24 protein-coding genes are annotated in these 24,750 nt (G+C 71.4%); 11 read left to right on the forward strand and 13 right to left on the reverse strand.

From position 1 onward, the window contains the following. Positions 1 to 68 precede the first annotated feature (68 nt). Positions 69 to 767, reverse strand: coding sequence for a DUF2848 domain-containing protein (locus tag BLW84_RS04320; protein WP_425441675.1), 699 nt, complete (start codon positions 765 to 767; stop codon positions 69 to 71). A 96-nt stretch (positions 768 to 863) separates the two neighbouring features. On the opposite strand from BLW84_RS04320, the gene BLW84_RS04325 reads away from it, so the two are divergent. Further along, on the forward strand, positions 864 to 2,153 hold the full coding sequence (locus BLW84_RS04325) for an MFS transporter (RefSeq protein ID WP_093261512.1): 1,290 nt from the start codon (positions 864 to 866) through the stop codon (positions 2,151 to 2,153). Positions 2,154 to 2,308: 155 nt separating this feature from the next. Here BLW84_RS04325 and BLW84_RS04330 read toward each other — a convergent pair whose 3' ends face one another. Next, entirely contained in the window at positions 2,309 to 2,935 is a 627-nt protein-coding gene (locus BLW84_RS04330) for a GntR family transcriptional regulator (protein ID WP_093261514.1), read from the reverse strand. Between the two features lie 304 nt (positions 2,936 to 3,239). Between BLW84_RS04330 and BLW84_RS04335 the strand changes: the two genes are divergently transcribed. Next, positions 3,240 to 4,031 carry a carbon-nitrogen hydrolase family protein gene (locus tag BLW84_RS04335; RefSeq protein WP_093261516.1) on the forward strand — a complete coding sequence of 264 codons (792 nt, stop codon included), beginning with the start codon at positions 3,240 to 3,242 and terminating at the stop codon, positions 4,029 to 4,031. A gap of 36 nt (positions 4,032 to 4,067) precedes the next feature. On the opposite strand, the gene BLW84_RS04340 is transcribed toward BLW84_RS04335, so the two are convergent. Further along, positions 4,068 to 4,994 carry a CPBP family intramembrane glutamic endopeptidase gene (locus BLW84_RS04340; RefSeq protein WP_245760919.1) on the reverse strand — a complete coding sequence of 309 codons (927 nt, stop codon included), beginning with the start codon at positions 4,992 to 4,994 and terminating at the stop codon, positions 4,068 to 4,070. A 174-nt stretch (positions 4,995 to 5,168) separates the two neighbouring features. Here BLW84_RS04340 and BLW84_RS04345 point away from each other — a divergent pair, with 174 nt between their 5' ends. Together BLW84_RS04345 and BLW84_RS47235 are read left to right on the forward strand one after the other, a co-directional pair. After that, positions 5,169 to 5,744: a Uma2 family endonuclease gene (locus BLW84_RS04345; protein WP_245760920.1), complete on the forward strand. Its 576-nt coding sequence runs from the start codon at positions 5,169 to 5,171 to the stop codon at positions 5,742 to 5,744. Continuing rightward, complete coding sequence (locus BLW84_RS47235; protein WP_177226273.1) at positions 5,741 to 5,890, forward strand: hypothetical protein; 150 nt, start codon at positions 5,741 to 5,743, stop codon at positions 5,888 to 5,890. Before BLW84_RS04345 ends, BLW84_RS47235 begins: the two co-directional genes overlap by 4 nt. Here BLW84_RS47235 and nadC read toward each other — a convergent pair whose 3' ends face one another. From nadC to nadA, 3 genes are read right to left on the reverse strand one after another with little or no spacing between them, the layout of a single operon-like run. Beyond that, positions 5,891 to 6,739: a carboxylating nicotinate-nucleotide diphosphorylase gene (gene nadC, locus BLW84_RS04350; RefSeq protein WP_093261520.1), complete on the reverse strand. Its 849-nt coding sequence runs from the start codon at positions 6,737 to 6,739 to the stop codon at positions 5,891 to 5,893. It lies immediately after the preceding gene. Then, positions 6,736 to 8,337, reverse strand: coding sequence for an L-aspartate oxidase (locus BLW84_RS04355; RefSeq protein ID WP_093261522.1), 1,602 nt, complete (start codon positions 8,335 to 8,337; stop codon positions 6,736 to 6,738). The genes nadC and BLW84_RS04355 overlap by 4 nt, the downstream gene beginning before the upstream one ends. Beyond that, entirely contained in the window at positions 8,334 to 9,350 is a 1,017-nt protein-coding gene (gene nadA, locus BLW84_RS04360; RefSeq protein WP_093261524.1) for a quinolinate synthase NadA, read from the reverse strand. Before nadA ends, BLW84_RS04355 begins: the two co-directional genes overlap by 4 nt. Before the next feature lie 152 nt (positions 9,351 to 9,502). Between nadA and BLW84_RS04365 the strand changes: the two genes are divergently transcribed. The 3 genes from BLW84_RS04365 to BLW84_RS04375 all read left to right on the forward strand — a co-directional run bounded on the left by BLW84_RS04365 (position 9,503) and on the right by BLW84_RS04375 (position 11,941). Beyond that, positions 9,503 to 10,153, forward strand: a complete 651-nt coding sequence (locus tag BLW84_RS04365) for an NUDIX hydrolase (protein ID WP_093261526.1) — start codon at positions 9,503 to 9,505, stop codon at positions 10,151 to 10,153. A gap of 84 nt (positions 10,154 to 10,237) precedes the next feature. Then, positions 10,238 to 10,915, forward strand: coding sequence for an LON peptidase substrate-binding domain-containing protein (locus BLW84_RS04370; RefSeq protein ID WP_093261730.1), 678 nt, complete (start codon positions 10,238 to 10,240; stop codon positions 10,913 to 10,915). 30 nt (positions 10,916 to 10,945) lie between these two features. Beyond that, positions 10,946 to 11,941 carry a DUF8017 domain-containing protein gene (locus tag BLW84_RS04375; RefSeq protein WP_093261528.1) on the forward strand — a complete coding sequence of 332 codons (996 nt, stop codon included), beginning with the start codon at positions 10,946 to 10,948 and terminating at the stop codon, positions 11,939 to 11,941. 4 nt (positions 11,942 to 11,945) lie between these two features. Here the strand turns inward: BLW84_RS04375 and BLW84_RS04380 are convergent, their stop codons facing one another. Further along, complete coding sequence (locus BLW84_RS04380; RefSeq protein WP_093261530.1) at positions 11,946 to 12,566, reverse strand: DUF2567 domain-containing protein; 621 nt, start codon at positions 12,564 to 12,566, stop codon at positions 11,946 to 11,948. A gap of 155 nt (positions 12,567 to 12,721) precedes the next feature. Here BLW84_RS04380 and BLW84_RS04385 point away from each other — a divergent pair, with 155 nt between their 5' ends. Beyond that, positions 12,722 to 14,713, forward strand: a complete 1,992-nt coding sequence (locus BLW84_RS04385) for an arabinofuranosyltransferase (protein WP_245760921.1) — start codon at positions 12,722 to 12,724, stop codon at positions 14,711 to 14,713. Here the strand turns inward: BLW84_RS04385 and BLW84_RS04390 are convergent. From BLW84_RS04390 to BLW84_RS04410, 5 genes are all read right to left on the reverse strand, one after another. Then, the gene (locus BLW84_RS04390) at positions 14,689 to 15,642 is read right to left on the reverse strand and encodes a hypothetical protein (RefSeq protein ID WP_093261532.1); all 954 of its coding nucleotides are present in this window, start codon (positions 15,640 to 15,642) and stop codon (positions 14,689 to 14,691) included. The two genes, BLW84_RS04385 and BLW84_RS04390, sit on opposite strands and share 25 nt — an antisense overlap. An 81-nt stretch (positions 15,643 to 15,723) precedes the next feature. Beyond that, positions 15,724 to 16,362, reverse strand: a complete 639-nt coding sequence (locus BLW84_RS04395; RefSeq protein ID WP_093261534.1) for a response regulator transcription factor — start codon at positions 16,360 to 16,362, stop codon at positions 15,724 to 15,726. Continuing rightward, complete coding sequence (locus BLW84_RS04400) at positions 16,359 to 17,540, reverse strand: sensor histidine kinase (protein ID WP_093261536.1); 1,182 nt, start codon at positions 17,538 to 17,540, stop codon at positions 16,359 to 16,361. Before BLW84_RS04400 ends, BLW84_RS04395 begins: the two co-directional genes overlap by 4 nt. 69 nt (positions 17,541 to 17,609) lie before the next feature. After that, complete coding sequence (locus BLW84_RS04405) at positions 17,610 to 18,836, reverse strand: cytochrome P450 family protein (RefSeq protein ID WP_093261538.1); 1,227 nt, start codon at positions 18,834 to 18,836, stop codon at positions 17,610 to 17,612. A 167-nt stretch (positions 18,837 to 19,003) separates the two neighbouring features. Further along, a complete protein-coding gene (locus BLW84_RS04410; protein WP_177226274.1) occupies positions 19,004 to 19,888 on the reverse strand; it encodes a LysR substrate-binding domain-containing protein in 885 nt (294 codons plus the stop codon). 118 nt (positions 19,889 to 20,006) lie between these two features. Between BLW84_RS04410 and BLW84_RS04415 the strand changes: the two genes are divergently transcribed. Both BLW84_RS04415 and BLW84_RS04420 read left to right on the forward strand, forming a co-directional pair. Continuing rightward, positions 20,007 to 20,438, forward strand: a complete 432-nt coding sequence (locus tag BLW84_RS04415; RefSeq protein ID WP_093261540.1) for a hypothetical protein — start codon at positions 20,007 to 20,009, stop codon at positions 20,436 to 20,438. After that, a complete protein-coding gene (locus BLW84_RS04420; protein ID WP_093261542.1) occupies positions 20,435 to 21,997 on the forward strand; it encodes a multicopper oxidase family protein in 1,563 nt (520 codons plus the stop codon). The genes BLW84_RS04415 and BLW84_RS04420 overlap by 4 nt, the downstream gene beginning before the upstream one ends. A gap of 30 nt (positions 21,998 to 22,027) precedes the next feature. Here the strand turns inward: BLW84_RS04420 and BLW84_RS04425 are convergent, their stop codons facing one another. Next, positions 22,028 to 23,041 (reverse strand): Lrp/AsnC family transcriptional regulator, encoded by a 1,014-nt coding sequence (locus tag BLW84_RS04425; RefSeq protein WP_245760922.1) that lies wholly within the window; start codon positions 23,039 to 23,041, stop codon positions 22,028 to 22,030. A gap of 184 nt (positions 23,042 to 23,225) precedes the next feature. On the opposite strand from BLW84_RS04425, the gene BLW84_RS04430 reads away from it, so the two are divergent. Then, the gene (locus tag BLW84_RS04430) at positions 23,226 to 24,737 is read left to right on the forward strand and encodes an AbgT family transporter (protein WP_093261736.1); all 1,512 of its coding nucleotides are present in this window, start codon (positions 23,226 to 23,228) and stop codon (positions 24,735 to 24,737) included. Positions 24,738 to 24,750 lie beyond the last annotated feature (13 nt).

Here is a 24,750-nt window from a genome sequence, read left to right on the forward strand (position 1 = left end):
TGGCGGTTTCGCGCGAAATCGCCGGCGTCCCGCACGCGGGGCGGCGATCTCGCGCGAAACGAGGGGGCTCACTCCACCGGCTCGGGCATCCGGCTGACCCGGTACTCGCAGGCGATGACGTCGCCGGTCTTCGGGTCGCCGAGCTCGACCCGCCAGGAGCCGGCGAACTGGTCGACGGCGGCGTCCATCGGGATGGTGCCCGACAGCAGCACGGTGCCCGGCTTGAGCAGGCCGCGTTCGCGCAGGTCGTCGAGCCAGAACTGGGGCGTGAGCAGCTCCGCCAGGGTGCCCCGCTGGATCACTTCGCCGTCGGCCCACGCGGTCAGCGTCAGCTCGTCGATCCGGTCGGCGACGTCGACCAGCCGCCAGGCCTTGCGGCCCAGCACGTCCGGGCCGGCCTGCTTGCTCCACGCGACGCCGTGCACCTCCAGTGCCCGGTCGGTGTGGTCGCAGGCCACGGTCAGCAGCACGTCCCGCTCCTCGGGCCCGGCGACGACCAGCGCCCACTCCGCCTCGCCGGAGGTGCGCTCGTGCTGCGCGGGCACCTCGTCGGCCTGCATCGCCAGGTAGGGCGCGACCGGGTAGAGGCACGGTGTCTTCGTCGGCGCGGGCACACCGAGTTCGGCCAGCTCGGCGACGTGCGCCGCGACGTCCTCCTGGCTGCGCCCGGCGTAGCCGCCGTTGAGCAGAGCCGTCACCGGCACCTCGACGACCTCGCCGTTGACATCGAAACTCAGTGGAAACAAGATGTCCTCCAACGTCCGCATACTGGTTGTATACATTTGGTGTATCACAGTACCCCGGTGGTCGGCATCCACGAGCCGTACGACCCCCGGGAGCCCGGCATCAGGAGAGGGACCTCGATGACCCAAGCGCTACCCACATCGGCCAGGCCGGCCCGCAAGGACCTGATCAAGGCCTTCGTCGCGAGCCTCAGCGGCACCTCCCTGGAGTGGTACGACTTCGCCGCCTACTCGGTGGCGTCGGCGCTGGTGTTCGGCCAGCTGTTCTTCCCCAGCCACGACCCGCTGTCCGGCACGCTGCTGGCCTTCTCCACCTACGCCGTCGGCTACGTCTCCCGGCCGCTGGGCGGCTTCGTGTTCGGCCGGCTCGGCGACGTGCTGGGGCGCAAGCAGGTGCTGGTCATCACCCTGCTCATCACCGGCATCTCCACCGTCTTCATCGGACTGCTGCCGACGCACAGCCAGGTCGGCGCGCTCGGCGCCGTGCTGCTGGTGGTGCTGCGCTTCGCGCAGGGCGTGGGCATCGGCGGCGAGTGGGGCGGCGCGGTCCTGCTGTCCAGCGAGTTCGGCAGCGAGAAGCACCGCGGCTTCTGGGCATCGGCCGCCCAGATCGGCCCGCCCGCCGGCAACCTCCTGGCCAACGGCGTCCTGGCGGCGCTCGCGGCGCTGCTCACCCAGGAGCAGTTCATGTCCTGGGGCTGGCGAGTCGCGTTCCTGCTGTCCGCCGTGCTGGTGCTGTTCGGCCTGTGGATCCGGGTGAAGCTGGAGGAGACCCCGGTCTTCAAGGAGCTGCAGGAGAAGGGCGAGCAGGCCGGGGCGCCGGTGCGGGACGTCTTCACCCGCGAACCTCGCGCGCTGGTGTCGGCGATCCTCTCCCGCGTCGGCCCGGACGTGCTCTACGCGCTGTTCACCGTGTTCGTGCTCACCTACGCCACCCAGCAGCTGAACATGCCGAAGAGCTGGGCGGTCACCGGCGTCATGCTCGGCTCGACGCTGCAGCTCGTGCTGATGCCGCTGGCCGGCGCGCTGTCGGACCGCTGGGGACGGCGGAAGGTCTACGCGGTGGGCGCGGTCGGCGCCGGCGTGTGGCCGTTCGTGTTCTTCCCGATGGTCGGCGAGGGCTCGCCGGGGCTGCTGATCTTCGGCGTGGTGATCGGCCTGGTCTGGCACGCGCTCATGTACGGGCCGCAGGCGGCGTTCGTGTCCGAGCAGTTCAGCCCGGCCCTGCGAGCGACCGGATCGTCGCTGGCGTACACGCTGGCCGGCGTCATCGGCGGCGCGCTGGCACCGCTGCTGTTCACCTACCTGTTCGCGTCGTTCGGTACCTGGTTCGCCCCGGCGTGCTACCTCACGGCGACCTGCGTCGTCACCCTGATCGGCCTGTCTCTCGGCCGCCGGAACGCGCAGTGACCTGCCCGATTTTGCCTAAAATTGGAAACCCCGCCCACCGGGAGGCCCGAGGGTGGGGTTTCCAATTTTGCCTAAAATTGGGAGCTTCCCAGCCGGGAAGCCCGGGTGATGCGGGAGTAGGGTTTCCGATTTTGCCTAAAATTGGGAACCCCTCATCAGCCCGCCAGGACGACCTGCTGCGTTGCCGTCAGGTGCTCGGTGATCGCCTTCGTCGCGGCCTCCGCGTCGCCCGCGGCGAGCGCCGCGAGGATCGCCTCGTGCTCCGCGAGCACCGCCTTGCGCCGTCCGCTGACGCTGAACAGCGCCACGATGCCCGCGCGGATCTGGCGGGCCCGCAGTGCGTCGTAGGTCTTGCTGAGCATGTCGTTGCCGACCGCGCACACCAGCGCGGCGTGGAACCCGTGGTCGCGGTCAATGAACGCGCGCGCCTGGTCGTCGCCGCCGAGCTCGCGCTGGGCGGCCAGCTCGGCGCGCATCTGCTCCAGCGGCACCGCGTCCAGCTCGATGGCGCGGCGGGCCGCGTAGCACTCGATCATCGCGCGGATCTCGAACAACTCGCGGATCTCCCGGCCGCCGACCGGCGCGATGTAGGCGCCGCGCTTGGGCACGAGCTGCACCAGCTCCTCGGCGGCGAGCAGCAGCAGCGCTTCGCGGATAGGCGTGCGGGACACCCCGATCTCGTCGGCGAGCGCCTGTTCGTTGACGAACTGCCCCTGCATCGACGGGTCGCTGAGGACCGTGTCCTTGAGATGGTCGTAAGCCAGTTCGCGTCCCGACGGCAACGAAGACCCCCTGTGTGAAATCTAGCTGCATGCATATCGCTGGTATACAAACATCGTAACGGGTGAGCGCTGGAAGGAGTTTCAAATGTCGTTCTTCTTTGAAGCGGCGCCAGCCGCTTAGCCCACCTGCGCAACTCGCACCGCCGCGGGTTCTCAGACGTCGTCTGGCGAGGACAGCCCCGATGCCGCGTATTGGTCATACGTAAGTCGGGGATCCCACAGTCCAGACGGCGTCTGAGGTTCCGCCACCCGCACCGCTACGCAAAACGAGTTTGGAAACAATCCCTGAAGGATGGTTGTGGTTATGCGGATTGCTCTCTGCCAGATCGTTTCCGGCCCGGACCCCAAGGCGAACCTGGAGCTGGTGGCCGACTACGTGCGGCGGGCCGCCGACGCCGGCGCCGACCTCGCGGTCTTCCCGGAGGCGACGATGGCCTGCTTCGGGATCAAGCTCGGGCCGCTGGCCGAGCCGCTCAACGGGCCGTGGGCCACCGAGGTGCGGCGGCTGGCCGAGGAGGCGGGAATCGCCGTCGCGGCGGGCATGTTCACGCCCACCGAGGACGGCCGGGTGACCAACACGCTGCTGATCACCGGCCGCGGCGTGGACACCGCCTACGACAAGATCCACCTGTTCGACGCCTTCGGCTTCGCCGAGTCGGACACCGTCGCGCCGGGTGAGCAGCCCGTGGTGGTGGACTTCGGCGGCACCAAGGTCGGCTTCACGACCTGCTACGACGTGCGCTTCCCCGGCCTGTTCACGGCGCTGGCCGACCAGGGCGCGTCGGTGATCGTCACCTCGGCGTCCTGGGGTTCCGGTGAGGGCAAGCGCGAGCAGTGGGAGCTGTTGGTGCGCGCCCGCGCGCTGGACTCCACGTCGTGGGTGGTGGCCTGCGACCAGGCCGACCCGCGCAGCATCGGCCGGGAGCCGAGCGGCAAGGCCCCGACCGGCATCGGCTACAGCCTCGCGGCGACCCCGCTGGGCCAGGTGCACGCGCAGCTCGCCGACTCGCCCGAGATCCTCGTCGTGGACATCGATCCGGCCGCGGTCGAGCAGGCCCGCCAAGCCATCCCGGTCCTCGCCAACCGCCGCTTCTGAACCGCGAAGGGCGCCTTCCCGCGCGGAAGGCGCCCTTCACCCGGCCTGCGAACGGGCGAGCTTCCGGCGGTAGGCGAGCGCGGCGAGCACCGCGGCGACGGCCAGGACCGCGGTGGTGAGCAGGCTTCCCTCGATGCCGAACCCGCCGCCGGTGAGCAGGGGCGCGCTGCCCGGCGAGCCGCCGATCTCCAGCACGGTCGTCCGGATGTCCATTCCGGACACCTCGATGCCGTACACGTTGCCCTGCCACCAGTTCCACACCGCGTGGAACGCGCACACACCCCACAGCGCGCCCTCGGCGAGCGCCCAGAACGCCAGCATGACGGCGATCAGCACGATGTTGACCAGCGCGATCACGCTGACGTTGGCGTTGACGCCGTGCAGCGCGGCGAACACCACCGCCTGGAAGGCGATCGCGGCGACCAGGCCCCACTTCCGGTAGGTGACCTGCATCAGGTAGCCGCGGGTGAGGATCTCCTCGGTGCTGGCCTGCACGGCGAACCCGATCAGCGCCACGAGCGCGCCGCCGATCTGCGCGGCGCGCACCGAGCCGATCTCGAACTGCCCGCCGAGCAGGTTGATGCCGACCGGCACGGACAGCAGCACTACGGCCACGACGGCACCCAGCGCGAGGTGCGCGCCGATGCGCGACGCGGGGAAGAACCCGACGGAGCCGAAGGGCCGCCGCTCCTTGACCAGGATCCACAGCGCCAGCAGGCCGGAGGCCCCGGCGAAGCTGAGCATCAGCGCCAGCTGGGTGGTCAACCCCAGCTCGCCGCCGATCAGCGCGCTCATCGGCAACCCGAACGCCGAGACCAGCACCACCGCGGCGACGGCCTGCCCGACGAGCAGGCAGAACAGCACGACGAGCAACCCGACCACGGGCCCGGTGGGCCGCCGGGCCCGGTAGATCCCGCCCAGCAGCGGAGAAGGCAGAACCCGCTCGGGCTGCACAGTGCTCACCAGTACCCCACCCCGATCAACTGAACCATGACGAAATCATGCCCGACATCCACAAGACCGAACACGGTCGGTAGCATTCGATCACTCCGCGTGAATTAGTCGTCGTGCAAGATCCCCGGCGACGAAGCGCTACAGATACGCTGGTCCGGTACCCGTAGGGAGAGGGGCTCGACAATGACCGCACTTCCTGACTGGATGGCGCTACCGCCGGAGGGGCTGAGCGCTGCGGAGTACGAGGCGCTGCCCGAGGAAGTGTGCCGCCGCATCGAGATTGTCGATGGAGCCATCGTCGTGACTCCTGCCCCCCGTCGCTCGCACCAGAGGATCGTTCGCCGCCTTGCGGAGGAACTGGATCTTGCCGCTGGCCCCGGACTCACTGTCGACTTCGATGTCGACCTTCGGCTACGGGACGTACCCCTGCTCAACCGCCGGCCGGACATCGTCGTCTACGACTCAGCTCTGCCGGACGATGTCGTGCTTCGCCCGCAGCACTGCCTGCTGGTCGTCGAGGTGATGTCACCGGGCTCGGTCACCGCCGACCAAACTGACAAGCCCGCCGAGTACGCCGCTGCGGGTATCGAACACTTCTGGCGTATCGAACGCGAACACCAAGACAACGGGCGGCTGGCCGCATTCCGCTACCGGCTGGATCCGACAACACGGCTCTACGCCCCGGCCGGGGTGGACACCGGCAAGCTGGCGGTGTCCGACCCCGTCGAGCTCCGCATCGACTTCGAATCCCTGCTGTGACGGAGCACGACACGAACCACTCCGAGCCTGGTCCCGACGACACGCTTCAGCGCGGCCTCACGCACAACGAGTGGCATCGCACCCATCAGGTACTCGTCGACCAGTGGGACGCGGACCTGTTCGGCAAGATCCTCGCCACCGAGTAGCTACATGTCCAGGCCGAGGTCCAGGGCTGGGGAGGAGTGCGTCAGGCCACCCACCGCCAGGTACTGGACTCCCGCCTCCGCGTAGGCCCTCGCCACCTCCAGGGTCAGGCCGCCCGATGCCTCCAGCTCCGTTCGCGGCGCCGCCGCGCGGGTCCGGCGCACCGCTTCCGCGCACTGCTGCGGGGTGAAGTTGTCCAGCAGGACCAGCGCCACGTCCTCCGCCAGCACCTCGTCGAGTTCGTCCAGCGTGGACACCTCGACCTCCATCGGCAGGTCCGGCGCGTGCTCCCGGCAGGCCCGCACCGCCGCCACCGCCGAGCCCGCCGCGACCACGTGGTTGTCCTTGATCAGCACCGCGTCGCCGAGGCCCATCCGGTGGTTGACGCCGCCGCCGCAGCGCACCGCGTACTTCTGCAGGACCCGCAGGCCCGGCAGCGTCTTGCGGGTCTCCCGGATCCGGCAGCCCGTGCCCTCGACCGCCTCGACCCACGCGGCCGTCGCGGTCGCGATGCCCGAGAGGTGGCACAGCAGGTTCAGCGCCGTGCGCTCCGCCGTGAGCAGGCCGCGGGTCGGCGCTTTCACGCGCAGCACGCAGTCGCCGGGCTCCAGCACGTCGCCGTCGGCCCGCTCGGAGAGCACCGCGTAGGCGTCCGCGCCCAGCACCTCGTCGAGCACCAGCCGCACCAGCGGCAGGCCCGCGACCACGCCCGCCTTGCGGGTGTTGAACCCCGCCTCGGCGACCGCGCCGGCCGGGACCGTCGCCGCGGTCGTCGCGTCCGGCCCGTAGCGCAGGTCCTCGGCCAGTGCCATGCGCACCACTTCGCGCGCGTCGTCCAGATCGATGGTCATGCCGTCCTCGCAATCCCGGCCGCGGTGTGGATGAGGCGCCCCGAGGCGTCCAGCCGGAGCACCGTGCTGCGCCGCCAGCGCAGGTCGTCGGTGTCCGGGAAATCCGTTCGGCGGTGGCAGCCGCGCGACTCCGCGCGTTGCCTGGCCGCCGCCAGCAGTGCCTGCGCGGTCAGCGCCAGCGAGGAGTCCTCGACGGCCTGCCGATTCCTAAGTGGACGGACGATGGCCGCCCGGTTCAGCTCCTTCGTCGCGGTCGCCAGGCCCTCGTCGTCGCGCCCGATGCCGGCGTACCGGCTCATGGTGCGCTGCAGCAGGTCCCGGTCGACCACCGCCATCGCGGACTGCACGGCCGCGCCGGCGGGCTTGCGGTTGAGCAGCCCGCAGCACAGGTCCTTGGCCACCGCCTCGGCCGCGCGCCCGCCGACCACGAGGCCTTCCAGCAGGCTGTTGGACGCCAGCCGGTTCGCGCCGTGCAGCCCGGTGCACGCGACCTCACCGGCGACGTAGAGCCCGGTCACGGCGGTACGACCATCCACACTGGACACCACGCCGCCGCAGGAGAAGTGCACGGCGCTGGCCACCGGGATCGGCTCGCGGACCGGGTCGATCCCGGCCGCCCGGCACGCCGCGTGGACCGTCGGGAACCGCTCGGGGAACCCGGCCCCGATGCTCGTGGCATCGAGGAACACGTGCTCGGCGCCGGTTTCGGCGGCCCGCCGGTTGATCGCCGCCGACACGACGTCGCGCGGCGCGAGGTCGGCGAGCGGGTGCTCGCCCTCCATCACGCGCCGCCCGTGCACGTCGACGAGCACCGCGCCTTCGCCGCGCACCGCCTCGGTGATCAGCGGCCGCCGCCCCCGCGGCCCGCCCGGCGTGTAGAGCACCGTCGGGTGGAACTGGACGAACTCCAGGTCCGCGACGGAGGCACCGGCCCGCAGCGCGAGCGCGATTCCGTCCGCAGTGGACACTTCGGGGTTGGTGGTCGCGGCGTAGAGCTGGCCGAGCCCGCCGGTCGCCAGCAGCACCGCCGGGGCGCGCAGCACACCCGGCCTGTTCTCGGCGTCCATCGCGACCGCACCGACCACGGCGCCGCTGTCACCGCGCAGCAGCTCGACGACGCAATGCTGCTCCAGCACCGGAATCCCGCCGCCGCGCACAGCTTCGGACAGCGCGCGCTGCACCTCCGCGCCGGTCGCGTCGCCGCCGGAGTGGATCACGCGGAACGCGCTGTGCCCGCCCTCGCGGGTGCGCGCCAGCGCGCCGTCCGAGCCCACGTCGAACCGGGCGCCGGTCGCCTGCAGCCTCGCGATCGCCGCCGCGCCGTCGGCGAGGATGTCCCGAACCGCCGGGCGCGAGCACAGCCCGACCCCGGCGGTCAGCGTGTCTTCGACGTGCTCGCGCAGGCTGTCGCCCGGGTCGAGCTCGTCGGGCCGGACCACGGCGATGCCGCCCTGCGCCCAGCTCGTGTTGCCCGCCGTCGCGGAGTCCTTGCTGACCACCAGCACCCGCAGGCCCAGCTCGCGGGCCCGCAGCGCCGCCGTCAGGCCCGCGACGCCGGTGCCGACCACGAGTAAGTCCGCGCCCGCTTCCCAGCTCATTCGCCGCCTCCCGGCTTGCCGATCGCGATCATCCGCTCGACCGAGGCCCGCGCGCGGTCGGCGACGTCCGCCGGCACGTGCACCTCGTCGGCGCCTTCCCGCAGGCAGCGCAGCAGCGCGGCGGGAGTGATCATCTTCATGTAGCGGCAGGACGCCCGGTCGTTGACCGCGCGGAAGTCGATCTCGGGGGCGGCACGGCGCAGCTGGTGCAGCATGCCGACCTCGGTGGCCACCAGCACCGAACGCGCGCCGGTCTCCTTCGCCGCGGTCAGCATGTCGCCGGTGGACAGGATCTTCACCCGCTCCTTGGCGACGATGCCCTCGCCGGCCAGGTAGAGCGCCGAGGTGGCGCAGCCGCACTCGGGGTGGATGAACAGGTCCGCGTCCGGGTTCGCCGCCGCGCGGTCGGCGAGCTCGGGACCGTTGATCCCGGCATGCACGTGGCACTCCCCGGCCCAGATGTGCAGGTTCTCGCGGCCGGTCTCGCGCTTGACGTGCGCACCCAGGAACTGGTCCGGGCAGAACAGCACGTCGCGGTCGGCCGGGATCGAGCGCACCACGTCCACCGCGTTCGACGACGTGCAGCAGATGTCGGTCTCCGCCTTCACCTCGGCCGTGGTGTTCACGTAGGACACCACGACGGCGCCCGGGTGTTCGGCCTTCCAAGCCCGCAGCTCGTCCGCGGTGATCGAGTCGGCCAGCGAACAGCCCGCCCGGGCGTCCGGGATGAGCACCGTCTTCTCCGGGCCGAGGATCTTCGCGGTCTCGGCCATGAAGTGCACGCCGCAGAAGACGATCGTGCTCGCGGAGCTGTTCGCCGCTATGCGGCTGAGGGCCAGCGAGTCGCCGGTGTGGTGGGCGACGTCCTGGATCTCCGGCAGCTGGTAGTTGTGCGCCAGCAGCACCGCGTCCCGCTCGTCGGCCAGCCGGCGCACCTCGCGCGCCCAGTCCGCGGTGGGCTCCACCCCGGTGTAGCCGGCGTCGGTCCGCTCCCAGGTTGCAGTCGCGGCCATGTCGTCCTCCTCGCCGGACCCTCCGGGACGAACCGCCCGAAAGCTCCGCTAACACCCCGGATCAAGCGCTCCGAGGTTTTCGCCTTAGAATCGAAAACGTGCCATATCCTAACACCGCAGGTTGTGCGGACAAGGGCGACGCTGGTCACGAAGTGCTCGCCGGGGTCCTCCAAGTCCGCGACGACGGACTGCAGGTACTGCTCTGGCAACGCGCTCAGGAACCGGACGTGCACCGCTGGTCACTGCCCGGCGGTCGGCTCGCGGCGACCGAGGACGTCGAGACCTCGATCCGCCGCCAGCTGGCCGAGAAGGTCGACGTGCACAAGCTGTCCCACGTCGAACAGCTCTCGGTGTTCAGCGCCCCGGACCGGGTGCCCGGCCGCCGGGTGGTCGCCACCGCGTTCCTCGGCCTGGTGCCCTCCGACATCGACCCCGAGGTGCCCGCCGACACCGCGTGGCACCCGGTCGACGCGCTGCCGCCGACCGCCTTCGACCACGAGCTGATCGTGCTCGCCGCGCAGGACCGGCTGCGCGCGAAGCTGTCCTACACCAACATCGGCTTCGCGCTGGCCCCGGCCGAGTTCACCGTCTCGGAGCTGCGCGGGATCTACTCCGCCGCGCTCGGCTACCAGGTCGCGGCGACGAACCTGCAACGCGTGCTGTCGCGGCGAGGCGTGCTGGAGCCCACCGGCCGAACGCTGCCCGCGGGCCCTGCGGGCGGCCGCCCGCCTGCGCTGTTCCAGTTCACCGCCCGCGACCTGCAGGTCACGGATCCCTTCGCGGTGTTCCGCCCGCCGGCGTGACGAGCGCTCCCGCCACGCGGATCGACCAGCCCGGTCCGCAGATGTGGTGCCATCGGGTGATTTGGGACGTAGGTTTGGGGCGTGATTGACGTGCTGCCGTTGTTCCCGCTGGGCTCCGCGCTGCTGCCGGGCGGCCACCTGCCGCTGCACATCTTCGAGCCGCGCTACCGGCAGCTGGTCACCGACCTGGTCGGTGAGGAGCTGCCGGACCGCCGGTTCGGCGTGGTGGGCATCCGGCAGGGCTGGGAGGTCGGCGAGGACAACGTCGACTCGATGTACGACGTCGGCTGCTCGGCGCTGCTGGACCAGGTGCGGCAGCTGCCCGGCGGGCGCTACGACATCAGCGCCGCCGGCGAGCGGCGGTTCCGGCTGCTGCAGATCGACCGGACCGCGGCTCCGTACCTGATGGCCGAGGTCGATTGGCTGCCGGACACCGCCCCGGAGAACGACTCGCCGGCCCGCCGCGAGCACCTGGTCACCGCCGCCCGCGCGGCCCACCAGCGCTACCACGACACCGGGCTGCGCGGCGGGCGGCGCGACGTGCCCGGCGAGGACGCCGATGCCGCGGCGCTTTCCTACCTGCTGGCCGACGATTGCGTGCTGACCGTCGAGGACCGGCAGGAGCTGCTGGCCGAGACCGATCCGCTGGAACGGCTGCGCAGCATCCGGCGATTGCTGCTGCGGGAGGCCGAGTTCCTCCGCGAGCTCCGCGCGGTTCCGGCACCGCTGACCGAATTCGCGCAACACGCCAGCATCAACTGACGCACTCGCGCGCCTCGCTAGGATCGCCGCATGTCATCACCTGGCAACTGGGGTTCCAACGAGTACGGGCAGTACGATCCGATCACCGGAGCGCCCATCGCCGGTGGTCCCGGCGGATCCACGCCGCAGCCCGGCGCGCAGTACCAGGGTTTCGGCGCGTTCTCGCAGCCCCAGCAGCCACCGCAACAGCAGCAGCACCCCCAGCAGCAGCCGGTCCATCCCGGCATGGCCGGCGGCTATCCGGCGCAACCGGCTCCGCCGGGCAAGAGCCGCGGGCCGCTGATCGCGGCGATCGCGCTCGCCTCGGTGGCCGTGATCGCCATCGTCACGACGATCGTCGTGCTCAGCACCTCCGGTGGACCGTCGGTGGCGTCGCCGCCCCCGCCCCGCACCAGCGCGCCCACCAAGCCGACCAACAGCGCGCCCCCGCCCACGTCGTCGGGGGTGGCCAACCCGAACCTGACGCCGGTGGTGGACGGCTGGCAGGTGGTGACCGCGCCGAAGCGGGGCGCGGTCTACGACGTGCCGGCCGGCCCGGGCTGGAAGCTCGACCCCAACCCGGAGAACATCCACGCCTTCGGCCCGCCCGACGACCCGGTGACCATGACCGGCGTCGCCGACTACCTGGAGGGCTTCTGCACCGGCGACCCCGGCAGCTTCCGGGCGACCACGGGCGTGAGCGCGCGCAGGGGCCCGGACGACACCACCGTGGCCAACGAGACGGCGCAGAAGCTGGCCGAACTCGCTTACGTCCGCGACGGCAACAAGCCCCTGGTCGTCCTCGGCCCGCCGGAGCAGGTGCAGCTCACCGGAGGCATCCCGGCCGTCCGGGTCACCGCTCGCGTCACGCTGATGGCGCCCGGCCCCTGCGACTCCAAGAACGCCGCGGTCAGCGTGCTCGCCACCAACAGCGACGGGCAGAGCTCGATGGTGTTCCTCGCCGTCGCCGATCAGGACGTGCCGGACGCGATCCCGGTCGACACGCTGAACAAGATCACCCAGTCCCTGCGGCAGAGCCCGAAGTGACCGCTCAGCGCAGGCGGCGGCCGAGGTCGTCGAAGCCGTTCCAGGAGGCGGCGAGGCCGTAGCCGAGCGCGACGCCCAACGGCTGGAGCAGCAGCACCCAGCCGTTGCCGACCTGCGGGGCGACCGTGATCAGGTCGCCCAGCTTCGCGTTCGGCGGCATCGCGTAGAGACCCGCGGCGAACGAGGCGCCCATCTGCACGCCCAGCCACGACGCGATCACCGAGCCGAGCACACCGGCGATGAGCAGCACCGGGCCGCGGCGCCCGCGCACCAGCCACAGCACCGCGGCCGTCAGCAACCCGGCGGCGAGGGCGAGCAAGGCGAAGATCGCGATCGCGTCGAAGTCGTGGTAGCCCTCCACCAGCAGCGGGGTCAGCCTGCCCCGCTCGCCGAGCACGCTCTCCTGCGGCGGTGCCAGCCGCGACCACACCCAGCCGATCGGCAGGCCCAGCAGCGCGATCAGCGACACCGCGCTCACCGCGGGCAGCAGGTCGGCCTTGACCACCACGTGCGGCACCGGCGGGGCCAGTCGCGGCACCGGCAGTTCCGCCGCGGCATCGGCCCTGGGCTCGATCCGCTCCGGGACGGCGCGCGTGCCGCCGGACTCCACCGGGCTGTCCGCCACCCGCCGACCTCCTCCTAGCGGCTAACACGACCGTTCTGCTGCGTCACCCTAACGCTCCACCGCGTCCTGCCAGCATCACCCGATGGCGGGGCGCAGGGCGCACATCAACTATTCTGCGCGAGCCCCCATGTCAGCTACGCCGAAGGACGCGCGAAGTGGCGGGAATCCTGCCGAGTCCGCTGTTGACCGGACCGAGCCCGATCGACGAACCTCGCCGAAATTCGGCCGTCCGGCTGCCGCTGCGCAGCACCGTCGTCGAGCTGGTGCTGGGCGCGTTCGTGGCGGCGTTGGTGAGCCTGGTGCTGCAGTTCGCCATCGCCAGGTTGAGCATCAGCGAACCCAGCTTCGCACCGGAGGCCCTCGCGGCCGTCAGCAGCGCGCTGGTGCTAGCGGTGCTGTTCCTGCTGCTGGCGTTCGGGCATCGCCGCTCACCGCGGTGGGCGCGGGTGTTCGGCACCTGGGTGGCGCTGAGCGCGTTCAGCACGTTCGCGCTCGCGATCCCGTTGCAGGCCACCAGGTTCTACTACGGCGGGTCCTCCGTGGACAACGGATTCCGCCTGCAGTACATGACCCGGATGGCCGCCACCCCGGGCCTGGCCGACCTCAACTACGCCGACACCTCCCCCTACTACCCGGGCGGCTGGTTCTGGCTGGGCGGCCGGTTCGCCAACCTCATCGGCTGGGAGGGCTGGGCGGCGTACAAGCCCTACGCGCTGGCCTGGGTGGCGGTGACCACAGTCGTCGCCTTCACGCTGTGGAGCGTCGTGGTGCGCCGTCGGCTCGCGCTGCTCGCGGCGGTGGTGACGGCGCTCGCCGGCATGCTGCACGGCATCGAGGAGCCCTACGCGTGGCCGTCGGCGGCGTGGCTGGCACCGGTGGCGGTGCTGGCCTGGCACGCGCTGCGCCGCCAGGAGCGCGCTCCGCGGTGGGCGCTCGTCTGCATCGGCGGCTACGTCGGTTTCGCGGCGATCACCTACACCCTGCACTTCGCGTTCGCGGTGCTGATGGTCGTGCTGATGGCGGTGCTCATCGGCGCGTTCCGGGTGCACCAGGGGCAGCGGCTGTGGCCGACCGTGCGGCAGCTGTTCCTGCGGCTGCTGCCGATCGGCATCGTCAGCCTCGTCATCGCGCTGCTGGTCTGGTTGCCGTACCTGCTGTCCACGAACTTCCTGCTGGCCAACCCGCGCAGCGCGGCGCAGCACTACCTGCCCGAGGACGGCGCGTTCCTGCCGGTGCCGATGCTGGAGGGCACCGCGTTCGGGGTGCTGTGCCTGGCCGGGCTGGTGTGGCTGCTGCTGCGGTGCCGGCGCAGCGAGGTCGCCGCCGCGATGCTGACCACCGTGCTCGCCGTCTACGGCTGGTTCGTGCTGTCGACGCTGGCGCTGATCGCCAAGACCACGCTGCTGGCGTTCCGGCTCAACGTGATCCTGGACGTGACGCTGGCCGTCGCCGGCGTCTTCGGCCTGCTGGAACTCATCGGCTACCTGCGGCAGAAGCTGGACGCCCGGTACGCGCTGCGGATCAGCATGGTCGCCACCGCGCTCGGGCTGCTCGGCGCGATCACCATCAACCAGGGCGCGATCGGGCTGGCGCTGCAGCCGTCCGTCGACCGGGCCTACGCGGACTACTACCCCACCGGCGACAACGCGATGGGGCAGCGCGATCCGCAGAAGCTCGGCTCGTGGACTCCCGCCGAGGTCGCCGCGATCGCCGAGCTGACCGGCCGCCGGCCGGAGCACAACGTGCTGCTCACGACCGACTACAAGCTGATGTCCTTCAAGTCCTACTGGGGCTTCCAGCAGGAGACGCCGCACTACGCCAACCCGCTGGCGGACTACCAGGAGCGGGCCGCCGAGATCCGCCGGTGGACCACCGCGAAGACCGCCGACGAGCTCCTCGGCATGCTGCGCCACAGCCGGTTCAAGACGCCCAACGTCTTCGTCCTGACCAACCCGGAAAGCCAGTACTCCACTGTGGAGCTTCCGGATGACGAGGCGGGCAAGCTGGTGCTGCAGTTGAAGGACGACGCCTTCCCGCAGCTGCCGAACGTCCGGGACTACGACGTCTACTTCGACCCGGCGGTGTTCGACTCGCCCGCCTTCGCCAAGCGCGAGGTCGGCCCCTACACCATCATCGCGCTGCGCTGACCGGTGCTGCGGCGGATCTTGTAGTTCACCGCCGCCAGCGCCAGGGCGACCGACCACAGCGGCCACAGCAACATCGGCAGCCAGACCAGCACGTATTCGAGGCCGATCCCGGTTTCGGCGAACAGCACCGTCAAGATCACTTTGGACGCCGCGAGCACGAGCACGGACACGGTCAGCGCGGGCACGACGGCGAGGTCGACCGGAACCGGCCGCCCGGCGGCACCGGGGATCCAGCGCGGGAAGCGCTCGCCCCAGGGCCGGATCAGCCCCCAGGTGAGCGCCGCGCCGCCGGTCGCCGCCAGGGCCAGGCCGAGCCCGGCCAGCACCGCGTCGCGCTCCATCGGCAGGTCGAATCCCGGCGCCTGCAACGCCATCAGCACCCGCGTGGCGGCGTAGACCAGCGGCGCCTCCATGGCGATCTTGGTCCACCGCCGGGTCCGCGCGACCGCCCGCTCGTGCACCGCTGCCGGGTCCTGGGCGGCGGCGCTCGCCGTCGCCCGGCTCACCTGCACCCACAGCAGGCTCGCGGCGGCAGCGGCGATCCCGACCTGCACCAGCAGCGACGGCGAGAGGTAGATGCCGAGCCGGTCGACGTGCCCGGTCAGGGCCGAGAACGCCATGAACGGCAGGTATCCGATCGCGGCCAGCACGCCCGAGTCCAGCAGCAGCGCCAGCGCGCCGACCGCGACCACCCCGGCGATCCGGCCGCGCCCCCGCACCGCCGCCACGAGTGTGAGCGCACCGACCGCGGCCAGCACCAGGTGCGCGGCGGGTTGCGGCAGGAACAGCAGCGATCGCCCGAAGGGGTCATCCGCCACGGCGAGCGGGTTGGGGATTCCAGTCGCCCAGCACAGCAGCGCGATCGCGATCAGGGCCAGTCCGGTGATTCCGGCCAGGTAGACCGGGAATCGGTGTCTTTCGGTTGTCATGAACCGATGTTCGCCGGGAGCACCCCTCGCGGACTTCCTCCGCGACGGACCCGCTTCCTCCTCCTCGAGGAGGAGGCGCGGTCACACCACGCCGTTCTCGTAGGCCCAGATCACCGCGTGCAGGCGGTCGCGGACCGCGAGCTTGCGCAGGATCGCGCCGACGTGGGTCTTCACCGTCGTCTCCGCCAGGTACAGCTCGGCGCCGATCTCGGCGTTCGACGAGCCGCGCGCCAGCGAGACGAGCACGTCGCGTTCCCGGGCGGTCAGCGCCTCCCAATCCGGCCGGTGCCGGGGCGCCGCGCGGCGGGCGAGCTCCAGCAGGCTGCCGGTCGCGCGCGGCGAGACGATCGAATGTCCCTTGTGGACCGTCCGGACCGCTTCGACGACGTCTTCGCCCGGCGTGTCCTTGGTGAGGAAGCCGCTGGCGCCGGCCCGCAGCGCGGCGAACAGGTTCTCGTCGAGGTCGAACGTGGTCAGCACCAGCACGCGGGTGCCGGGCACCTCGCCGGTGATCAGCTCGGTCGCGGCGATGCCGTCCAGGCCGGGCATCCGGATGTCCATCAGCACCACGTCCACCCGGTGCGCCCGGCACGCCTCGACGGCCTCCCGGCCCGTCGACGCCTCCGCCACGCACTCCAGGTCGTCGTGCAGGCCGATCACGGTGGTCAGCGCGGACCGGATGAGCTGCTGGTCGTCGGCGACGACGACGCGGATCGTCATCGCGCGGAATACCCGAACTCGGCCCGGACCTCGGTCCCGGCACCAGGCTCGCTGCGCACCACGAAATCGCCTCCGATCTGCCGCATCCGCTCGGCCATGCCGACGATGCCATAGCCGCCGCGCGCGGTGAGATCGGCCGCGGTTCCCGGCCCGTCGTCCGACACCGCCACCACGAGCCGGTCCGCGCCCCAGTCCAGGGCGACCCGGCAGGAGACCCCGGATCCGACGTGCTTGAGGGCGTTGGTGACCGACTCCTGGACGATCCGGTAGACGGCGTGGCGCTGCGCGGTGCTGATCTCGCGCGGAGTGCCGGTGCCGACCAGCTCGACGTCGGCGCCCGTGCCGCGGAACTTCTCGACCAGCTCGGCGAGATCTCCGCCGGTCTCGATGCTCTCGTCGCCGGCGCGCAGCACGCCGAGCATGCTGCGCATCTCCCCCATCGCCTCCCGGCCGACCTCCACCGCCGTGCCGATCATCGCCCGAGCCTTCGCCGGATCGCGGTCGAAGACCAGCCGCGCGGTGTCGGCCTGGGCGAGCACGACGGCCAGCGAATGCGCGGCCACGTCGTGGATCTCCCGGGCGATCAGCCGGCGCTCGGCGGCGATGGCGTCGCGCACCTGCTGCTCTCGTAGCTGCTCCGCCTGCGCCGCGCGTTCCTCCAGCGAGCGCACGTAAGCGATCCTGATCCGCCGGTACCGGCCGAGCGCCCAGGCCGCGAGCACCGAGCCGACCGCTCCGGCCCCCAGCCCGACGACGGCGGGCCATTCGATCGCCGGTTCCGGGTGGTCGAACAGCACCCGTGCCACGACGATCGCGGCGCCGAGCAAACCGCACAGCACCGGCGGCGCGGACCGCTCGGCGTACGCGACGACCGAGTACAGCAGCACCGGGTAGATCAGCGAGAACGGCAGCAACACCGGCGAGACGTCGCCGGGGATGTCCGGCAGCGCTACCAGCACCAGCATCGCGATCGAGCCCGCGACGAACACCCCGGTCGGCCACGCCCGGCGGAGGGCCAGGCACGCGGAGAGCCAGGCCGAGACCGCGAGGAGCGCCGCCCACAGCAGTGGATCGGCGCCCCGCACGGCGGTCAGCGACGTGCCACCGGCCAACGCGAGGACGAGCACCGCCACCACGCCGTCGGCCACCAGCGGTCGGCCCGGCCACGAGATCCGCATCGGACCAAGGTAACCGCGCCACCTGGCCCGGAACCTCCTCCTCGAGGAGGAGATCGTCCCGGCTTCGGGTCAGTGCGTCCCGGGGTGGACCGGCAGGCCGCGGAGGCCGTGGATCAGGCTGCTGAAGCGCCACTGGGCGTCCTCCACCGAGCCGACCGGCCGGAGGTTCGGGAAGCGCTCGACGAGGTGCCGGATGGCGATCTGCGCCTCCAGCCGGGCCAGCTGCGCGCCCAGGCAGAAGTGGATGCCATGGCCGAAGGCCAGGTGGCCGTGCGCGTCGCGCTTGATGTCGAAGCGCTTCGGCTCGGCGAAGCGGTCCGGGTCGTTGTTCGCCGACGTCAGCCCCACCCAGACGATCTCGCCCGCCGGGATCTCCACGCCACCGATCTCGACCGCCTCGGCGGTGTACCGGAACGTCCCGTGGATCACCGGCCCGTCGAAGCGCAGCATCTCCTCGACCGCGGCGGGCACCAGCCCCGGATCCGCCACCAGCGCCGCCCACTGGTCGGGGTTGCGCAGCAGCGCCAGCACCCCGTTGCCGATCAGGTTCACCGTCGTCTCGTGCCCGGCGACCAGCAGCAGGAACACCATCGAGATCAGTTCCTGCTCGCTGAGCCGGTCCTCGTCCTCGGTGGCTTCGATGAGCCCGGTGAGCAGATCGTCGGCCGGTTCGCGGCGCTTGATCTCGATGAGCTCGATCAGGTATTTGGCCATCGCCTCAGCGGCCTGCTTGGCCGACGCGTGGTCCGAGGCGTCGAGCAAGGTGTTGGTCCAGGCCCGGAAGTCGTCCCGGCGGGTCTCGTCCACCCCGAGCAGCTCGGAGATCACCTGGATCGGCAGCGGGAACGCGAAGGCGTCCAGCAGGTCCACTTCGGACCGGTCGGCCATCGCGTCCAGCAGTCCCGCGCTGATCTCCTCGATGCGCGGCCGCATGCCCTCCACGCGGCGCGCGGTGAACGCCTTGACCACCAGCTTGCGCAGCCGGGTGTGGTCCGGCGGGTCCATGTTGAGCATGTGCCCGGCCAGGTCGCTGGCGAACTCCCGGCGGTCCGCAACGGGCGGCAGCTTCTCGTTGATCACCAGCTGGAGCCGGGTGACGTCCTTGCTGAGCCGGGAGTCCGCCAACGCGGCGCGCGCGTCGTCGTAGCGGGTGATCACCCAGACCTCCAGCCCGTCCCGGGTGACCATCCGCTGCACCGGGGTGGCGGCCCGCAGCTGGTCGAACCGGGCGTGCAGGTTCTGCACGAAGTCGTGGTCGAAGACGGGAAGATCGGTGTACGCCTCGGTGGTGGACATCGGATTCCTTCGCACTTGGCATCGTTGACCCTGAAATCCAGTGAACCCCTTTCACGTCCGGCTGTCACACCGATCTGAGAGCCCGCTCAGCTATGCGCGTTCGGCCGCACGCCGCCACTGCCGAACGGCGCAACACCCGTGGCGGAAAGCGTTTTTCGACCGTTTCGTCACCTCGCCGCTTCGCTGCGGATGGCGTCGGTGACGTGCTCCCGGAACCGCCGCGCGGCCGCGGAGAGGTAGGCGTCGCGGCGCCACGCGAACGACAGGGTGCGGTGGCAACCGGGCGAATCGACGTGCAGGAGGGCCAGCGGCGCCACGTCGTGGTGGCCGGCCATCTCCGGGACGAAGCCGACGCCGAGCCCCATGCTGATCAGGAACGCCGTCGCCCCCGGCTCGTTGCCCTCGCAGGCGATCGACAGCCGCTGCCCCGCGGCGGCGAACAACCGCTCCGCCAGCACCCGCGGCCAGTAGCCGTGGTCGGTGGTGATGAACGGCTCGCCCGCCAGTTCCTCGATGCCGACGCTCTTGCGGGACGCCAAGCGGTGTCCGGCTGGGACCGCGAGCAGCACCTCCTCGCGCAGCACCTCGGCCACCTCCAGCGCCGGGTCGTCCACCGGCTGCGACGACAGGCATAGGTCCACCTCGCCGTGGCGCAGCCGCTGCAACATCACCTCCGCCGACGCCTGGTAGAGCCGCACGTCGACGCCCGGGTACTCGGCGCGGAAGCCGACCAGCGCGGAGACGACCGTGTACATCGTTTCGGAGGCGACCACGATGCTGCCGCGCGTCAGCCCGGCCGCGTCGGCGAGCTCCTGCCGGCCGTCGTCGAGCTCCCCCAGCGCGCGGTCGACCCGCCGCAGGAACGCCGCGCCGAAGCGGTTCAGCCTGATGTTGCGTCCCTGCCGGTCGAACAGCGAGACGCCGAGCTCGGTCTCCAGCCGCGCGATGGTGCGGCTCAGCGACGGCTGGGAGACGCGCAGCTCCGCCGCGGCCCGACTGATGTGCTCGTGGCGCGCGACGGTCTGGAAGTAGCGCAGCGGCAGCAGGTCCATCGGATCATCATGCCTCACGAGGCATGAGCACATAGCGAAATTGGCCTTGGAAGGCATCGAAAAACGCCGTTAACGTCGCGATCGACCCGAGATTCCCGACTGCTCAGGAAGAACCGCGATGGCACCGTCCACTTCGGCCGAACCGGCCGCGCCCGCCCGAGACCGGACCCGTCCGGCGTTGTTCGCGCTCCGCCTCGTCGCGGCGGCGCACGCGGTGGCCATCTTCGGGCAACCGGTGTTCGCCGGTGTTTTCCTCAGCGGCGACTACGACATGCTGCACAACCACGCGGTCGGCGCCGACGTCGTCTTCTACCTCGCCCTGGCGCAGCTGGTCGCCGCGATCGTGCTGTGGGCGCTGCGCGGCGCGCGCTGGCCGAGCGTGGTGACCCTGCTGATCGTCCTCGGCGAAACGGTCCAGTACATCGCCGGCCTCAACGGCGCGCTCGACCTGCACTTCCCGCTGGGCGTCGCGCTGATCACCCTGACCGTCACCTCGCTGATCGCGCTCCTGCGGCCGCGCACCCTGGGCCTGCCGGAGGTGACCCGATGAGCGGCCGCCTGGGACGCCGCCGGTTCCTCGGCATCGCCGGCGGCGCCGGGCTGGTGCTGGCCGCCGGGCTGGGCGGCCCCCAGCTGCTGGCGCAGCGCACCTCGACCGGCGCGATCCTGCGCAGCGCCATCCGCCTGCCCGCCCCGTTCCAGCTGCCGCTGCGCATGCCGCCGGTGCTCGAACCCGTTGCGCGGGACGGGAAAGCCGATCGCTACGAGATCACCGCACGGGAGGCGGCGGCGGAGATCCTGCCCGGTGTGCGCACGCCGATCTGGGGCTACGAAGGCATCTTCCCCGGCCCGACCATCGAATCCCGGCGCGGCCGCCCCGCGATCGTCCGGCACCGCAACGACCTGCCGGTGCCGACCGTCGTGCACCTGCACGGCGGGCACACCCCGCCGGAGTCCGACGGCTACCCCACCGACCTGGTCCTGCCCACCCGGGGCTGGTCCGGCGGCCACCACTCGATGCACGACCCGGCGGCCGCGATCACCGAAGGCACGCGCGACTACACCTTCCCGCTCGACCAGCGCGCGGCGCTGCTCTGGTACCACGACCACCGGATGGACTTCACCGGCCCGGCGGTGTACCGCGGGCTGGCCGGGTTGCACATCGTGCGCGACGACGAGGAGGACGCCCTCCCGCTGCCCCGCGGCGAGCGCGAGATCCCGCTGCTGATCACCGACCGCACGTTCGCCGCGGACGGCTCCTTCGACTACCCGTCGCTCGACCCGTCGCTGACCCGGGTGCCCGGCGTGACCGACTCCTACCTGGCCGGCGTGCTCGGCGACGTCATCCTGGTCAACGGCGTGCCGTGGCCGGTCCACGAGGTCTCGGCGACGCGGCACCGGCTGCGCCTGCTCAACGCCTCCAACGCCCGCCGCTACGAGCTCGCGCTCGACCCGCCGCCCCCGAACGGCCCGGCGTTCGTGCAGATCGGATCCGACGGCGGCCTGCTCGAATCCCCGCGCGAGCACGGCAGCATCACGCTCGCGTCCGCCGAACGCGTCGACGCGATCGTCGACTTCGGGCGCTACCCGGTCGGCACCGAGGTCACCCTCGTCAACCGGCTGGGCGCCGGCTCGACGGCGCAGGTGATGCGGTTCCGCGTGGCGCGGCGGGAGCGCGACGACACCGCCATCCCGGCGAGACTGTCCGAAGTGGAGCCGCTGCGCCGCGAACAGGCCGTGGTGACGAGGGATTTCTCCTTCCGCAGCGGGCGGCACGGCGACCGGCACGGCTGGCTGATCGGCGGCCGCCCGTTCGACACCGGCTACGTGGCGGCCCGGCCGCGGCTCGGCGACGTGGAGATCTGGCGCTTCGTCACCGACCTGCACCACCCGATCCACCTGCACCTGGTGAACTTCCAGGTCCTCTCCCGCGGCGGCCGCGCGCCCGGCCCGCTGGACGGCGGCTGGAAGGACACCGTCGACCTGGGCCCGGGCGAGGCGGTGGAGGTCATCGCCCGCTTCGACGGCTACCGGGGCCGCTACGTCTTCCACTGCCACAACGCGGAACACGAGGACATGGGCATGATGGCCACCTTCGAAACGGTGTGACCGCAACGAATTCCCGCACCGGGAGGGCGGTCAGCCGTCGGCGGGCAGGCGGGCCGCGCCGAGGCGGTTGCGGTCCCGGCCGATCCAGTAGCGGCGCAGGACGTCCAGGACGACCGAGACCTCGACGGAGCGGATGCCCGGCAGTTGCGCCAGGTCGCCGGAGAGGAAATCCGCGAGCCGCTCCTCGTCGCGGAAGACGCCCTGGTGGATCACGGTCGCGTTGCCCGCGACCATCGACACGTAGCGGGCGGAGGGATGGCTCCCCAGGGCCCGCCCGACCTCGTCGGTGGAACCCGGCTCGGTGGTCAGCGACAGCACCACCTCCAGGTGGAAGCCCAGCAGGGCGGGCTCCACCTCGACGCGCGGCCGGACGACCTGCCGCTCCAGCAACCCGGCGATCAGCCGGTGCGCGGTGGACTGGCTGACGCCCAGATCGCGCGCCAGCTCGCTGGACGTCAGTCGCGCGTCGGCGTGCAGCAACCGGGCCGCCCGGCGCTCGTGCTCGGAAAACCCTTGGGCCGCAGGCGCTTCGGGCTGCTCGATGCGGTGCGGGGCGAGCACGGCGCGCTGCTCGTCGTCGAGCTGGCGCACCCGCCACGCGTCGGCCCGGCCGAAGGGCCGCAGCACCAGGTCCGACTGCGTGGCGACCACCCCGGCCAGGCCCGGGATGCGCCGCGTCAGCAGGTCCTTCACCGCGTCCCGGCGCGACGGGTGGACCGTGCAGTACACGTCCGCGCGCCCGGTCGTCATGGCGACGTACTGCGCTTCGGGGAGTTCCGCGACGCGGTGGGCGACGTTCTGCAGCTGCCCGGCCTCGGTGGTGATCCAGACGTGCCGGGGATGGGTGTCGGAGAACAGCCGCCAGTCGAGCTGCCCGATCACGCGCAGCAGGCGGTCGCCGTGCAGGCGCTGCAACCGCCGCCCGACGGTGCTGGGGGAACTGCCCAGCGCCTCGGCCAGCGCGTTGATGGGCGCCCGCGGCGCCTCCTGCAACGCGGCGACCAGGTTCAGATCGAGCTCGTCCAGCACGGCATCTCCGACCACATCGTCGATACTAAGCCCACATGCTCCCGCTGCATGAATAGATGCACCACCTCGATCGCCACTATTGACAGTTCCCGTCATGTCCGATTTGAATGTCGCCCTATCGGAGCACCTATGTGATCGACCGCACCGGGTTAGGAGCTGCAAGGTGACCACCACCGGGGACGCGCGGAGCACGCGCTCGATGTCCTTGCTGCTGCGCTTCCTGCAAGGCGTCGAACGCCTGGGGAACAAGCTGCCGCACCCGTTCTGGCTGTTCACCATGATGGCGGGCCTCGTCATCGCGCTCAGCGCGGTGCTCAGCGCCATCGGCGTCTCCGCGGTGTCCCCCGTGGACGGCAAGACGATCCAGGTGAAGAGCCTGCTGTCGGCCGAAGGCGTGCAGGCGATCATCGGCGACGCGGTCGACAACTTCGCGGCCTTCCCGCCGCTGGCGCTGATCATCGTGGTGATGCTGGGCGTCTCGGTCGCCGAGCACAGCGGCCTGCTCAGCGCGATGCTGCGCGGCAGCGTCACCCGCGTCCCGGCCAAGTACCTGACCTTCGTCGTGGCGCTGGTCGGGATCAGCGGCAGCGTGGCCTCCGACGCCGCCTACGTGGTGCTGATCCCGCTGGGCGCGATGGTGTTCAAGGCCGTCGGCCGGAGCCCGGTCCTCGGCCTGGTGGTGGCGTTCGGCTCGATCTCGGCCGGGTACAACGCCTCGCTGCTGCTGACGCCCACCGACGCGATCCTGGCCGGGCTGACCACCACCGCCGCCCACCTCATCGACCCGAACTACACCGTCACGCCGCTGGCCAACTACTACTTCTCGATCGGCTCGGCGATCTTCCTCGCGTTCGTGATCACCCTGGTCACCGAGTTCGTGCTCACCAAGCGCACCGCCGGGATGGCCACCGACGGCGACGGTGCCCCGGACCAGCAGCTCGGCGAGATGCGGCTGACCGCCGCCGAGCGCCGGGGCCTGCGCAACGCCGGGCTGACCCTGCTGGCCCTCGTCGCGGTGCTGGTCGCGGTGCTGGTGCCCAGCGGCTCGCCGTTCCGCGGCGAGGACGGCGACGTCCTCGGCTCGCCGATCATCACCGGGGTCGCCTACGTCCTGGGCTTCGCCTTCCTGCTCACCGGCGCGGTCTACGGCCGCAGCACCGGATCGATCGGCCGCGCCGCGGAGATCCCCGGCGCGATGACCAAGGGCGTGGTCGACCTGGCGCCCGTGGTGGTGCTGTTCTTCGCCGCCTCCCAATTCCTGGCCTACTTCAAGTGGACGCACATCGGCGAGATCATCGCCATCCACGGCGCGGCGCTGCTGCAGGCCGCGAACGTGCACCCGCTCGTGCTGTTCCTCGGCCTGATCGCGCTCGTCACCTGCATCAACCTGGTGATCACCAGCGGCTCGGCGCAGTGGGCGCTGGTCGGCCCGATCCTGGTGCCGATGTTCATGCTGCTCAGCGTGTCGCCGGAGACGACCCAGGCGGTGTACCGGATCGCGGACTCGGCGACGAACCTGATCAGCCCGATGAGCCCGTACTTCGCGATGGCGCTCGGCCTCCTGCAGCGGTACCGCAAGGAGGCCGGGATCGGCACGCTCATGTCGCTGACCATCCCGATCTCCTTCGCGGTGCTGGTCAGCTGGACCCTGTTCTTCATCGCGTGGTGGGCGCTCGGCGTGCCGCTGGGCCCGGGCGCCCCGGTGCGATGAACACGCAAGCACG

Origin of the sequence: Saccharopolyspora shandongensis (assembly GCF_900106995.1) — a bacterium.
Lineage (GTDB): Bacteria > Actinomycetota > Actinomycetes > Mycobacteriales > Pseudonocardiaceae > Saccharopolyspora > Saccharopolyspora shandongensis.

Bases quoted from the DNA above. Each gene is read 5' to 3' on its own strand.
- BLW84_RS04405 (WP_093261538.1), bottom strand. From the start codon at position 18,836: ATGTCCACCACCGAGGCGTACACCGATCTTCCCGTCTTCGACCACGAC.
- BLW84_RS04355 (WP_093261522.1), bottom strand. From the start codon at position 8,337: ATGAGCTGGGAAGCGGGCGCGGACTTACTCGTGGTCGGCACCGGCGTC.
- BLW84_RS04325 (WP_093261512.1), top strand. From the start codon at position 864: ATGACCCAAGCGCTACCCACATCGGCCAGGCCGGCCCGCAAGGACCTG.
- BLW84_RS04395 (WP_093261534.1), bottom strand. From the start codon at position 16,362: ATGACGATCCGCGTCGTCGTCGCCGACGACCAGCAGCTCATCCGGTCC.
- BLW84_RS04415 (WP_093261540.1), top strand. From the start codon at position 20,007: ATGGCACCGTCCACTTCGGCCGAACCGGCCGCGCCCGCCCGAGACCGG.
- BLW84_RS04410 (WP_177226274.1), bottom strand. From the start codon at position 19,888: ATGGACCTGCTGCCGCTGCGCTACTTCCAGACCGTCGCGCGCCACGAG.
- BLW84_RS04430 (WP_093261736.1), top strand. From the start codon at position 23,226: ATGTCCTTGCTGCTGCGCTTCCTGCAAGGCGTCGAACGCCTGGGGAAC.
- BLW84_RS04420 (WP_093261542.1), top strand. From the start codon at position 20,435: ATGAGCGGCCGCCTGGGACGCCGCCGGTTCCTCGGCATCGCCGGCGGC.
- BLW84_RS04345 (WP_245760920.1), top strand. From the start codon at position 5,169: ATGACCGCACTTCCTGACTGGATGGCGCTACCGCCGGAGGGGCTGAGC.
- BLW84_RS04320 (WP_425441675.1), bottom strand. From the start codon at position 767: ATGCGGACGTTGGAGGACATCTTGTTTCCACTGAGTTTCGATGTCAAC.
- nadC (WP_093261520.1), bottom strand. From the start codon at position 6,739: ATGACCATCGATCTGGACGACGCGCGCGAAGTGGTGCGCATGGCACTG.
- BLW84_RS04400 (WP_093261536.1), bottom strand. From the start codon at position 17,540: ATGCGGATCTCGTGGCCGGGCCGACCGCTGGTGGCCGACGGCGTGGTG.
- BLW84_RS04335 (WP_093261516.1), top strand. From the start codon at position 3,240: ATGCGGATTGCTCTCTGCCAGATCGTTTCCGGCCCGGACCCCAAGGCG.
- nadA (WP_093261524.1), bottom strand. From the start codon at position 9,350: ATGGCCGCGACTGCAACCTGGGAGCGGACCGACGCCGGCTACACCGGG.
- BLW84_RS04390 (WP_093261532.1), bottom strand. From the start codon at position 15,642: ATGACAACCGAAAGACACCGATTCCCGGTCTACCTGGCCGGAATCACC.
- BLW84_RS04375 (WP_093261528.1), top strand. From the start codon at position 10,946: ATGTCATCACCTGGCAACTGGGGTTCCAACGAGTACGGGCAGTACGAT.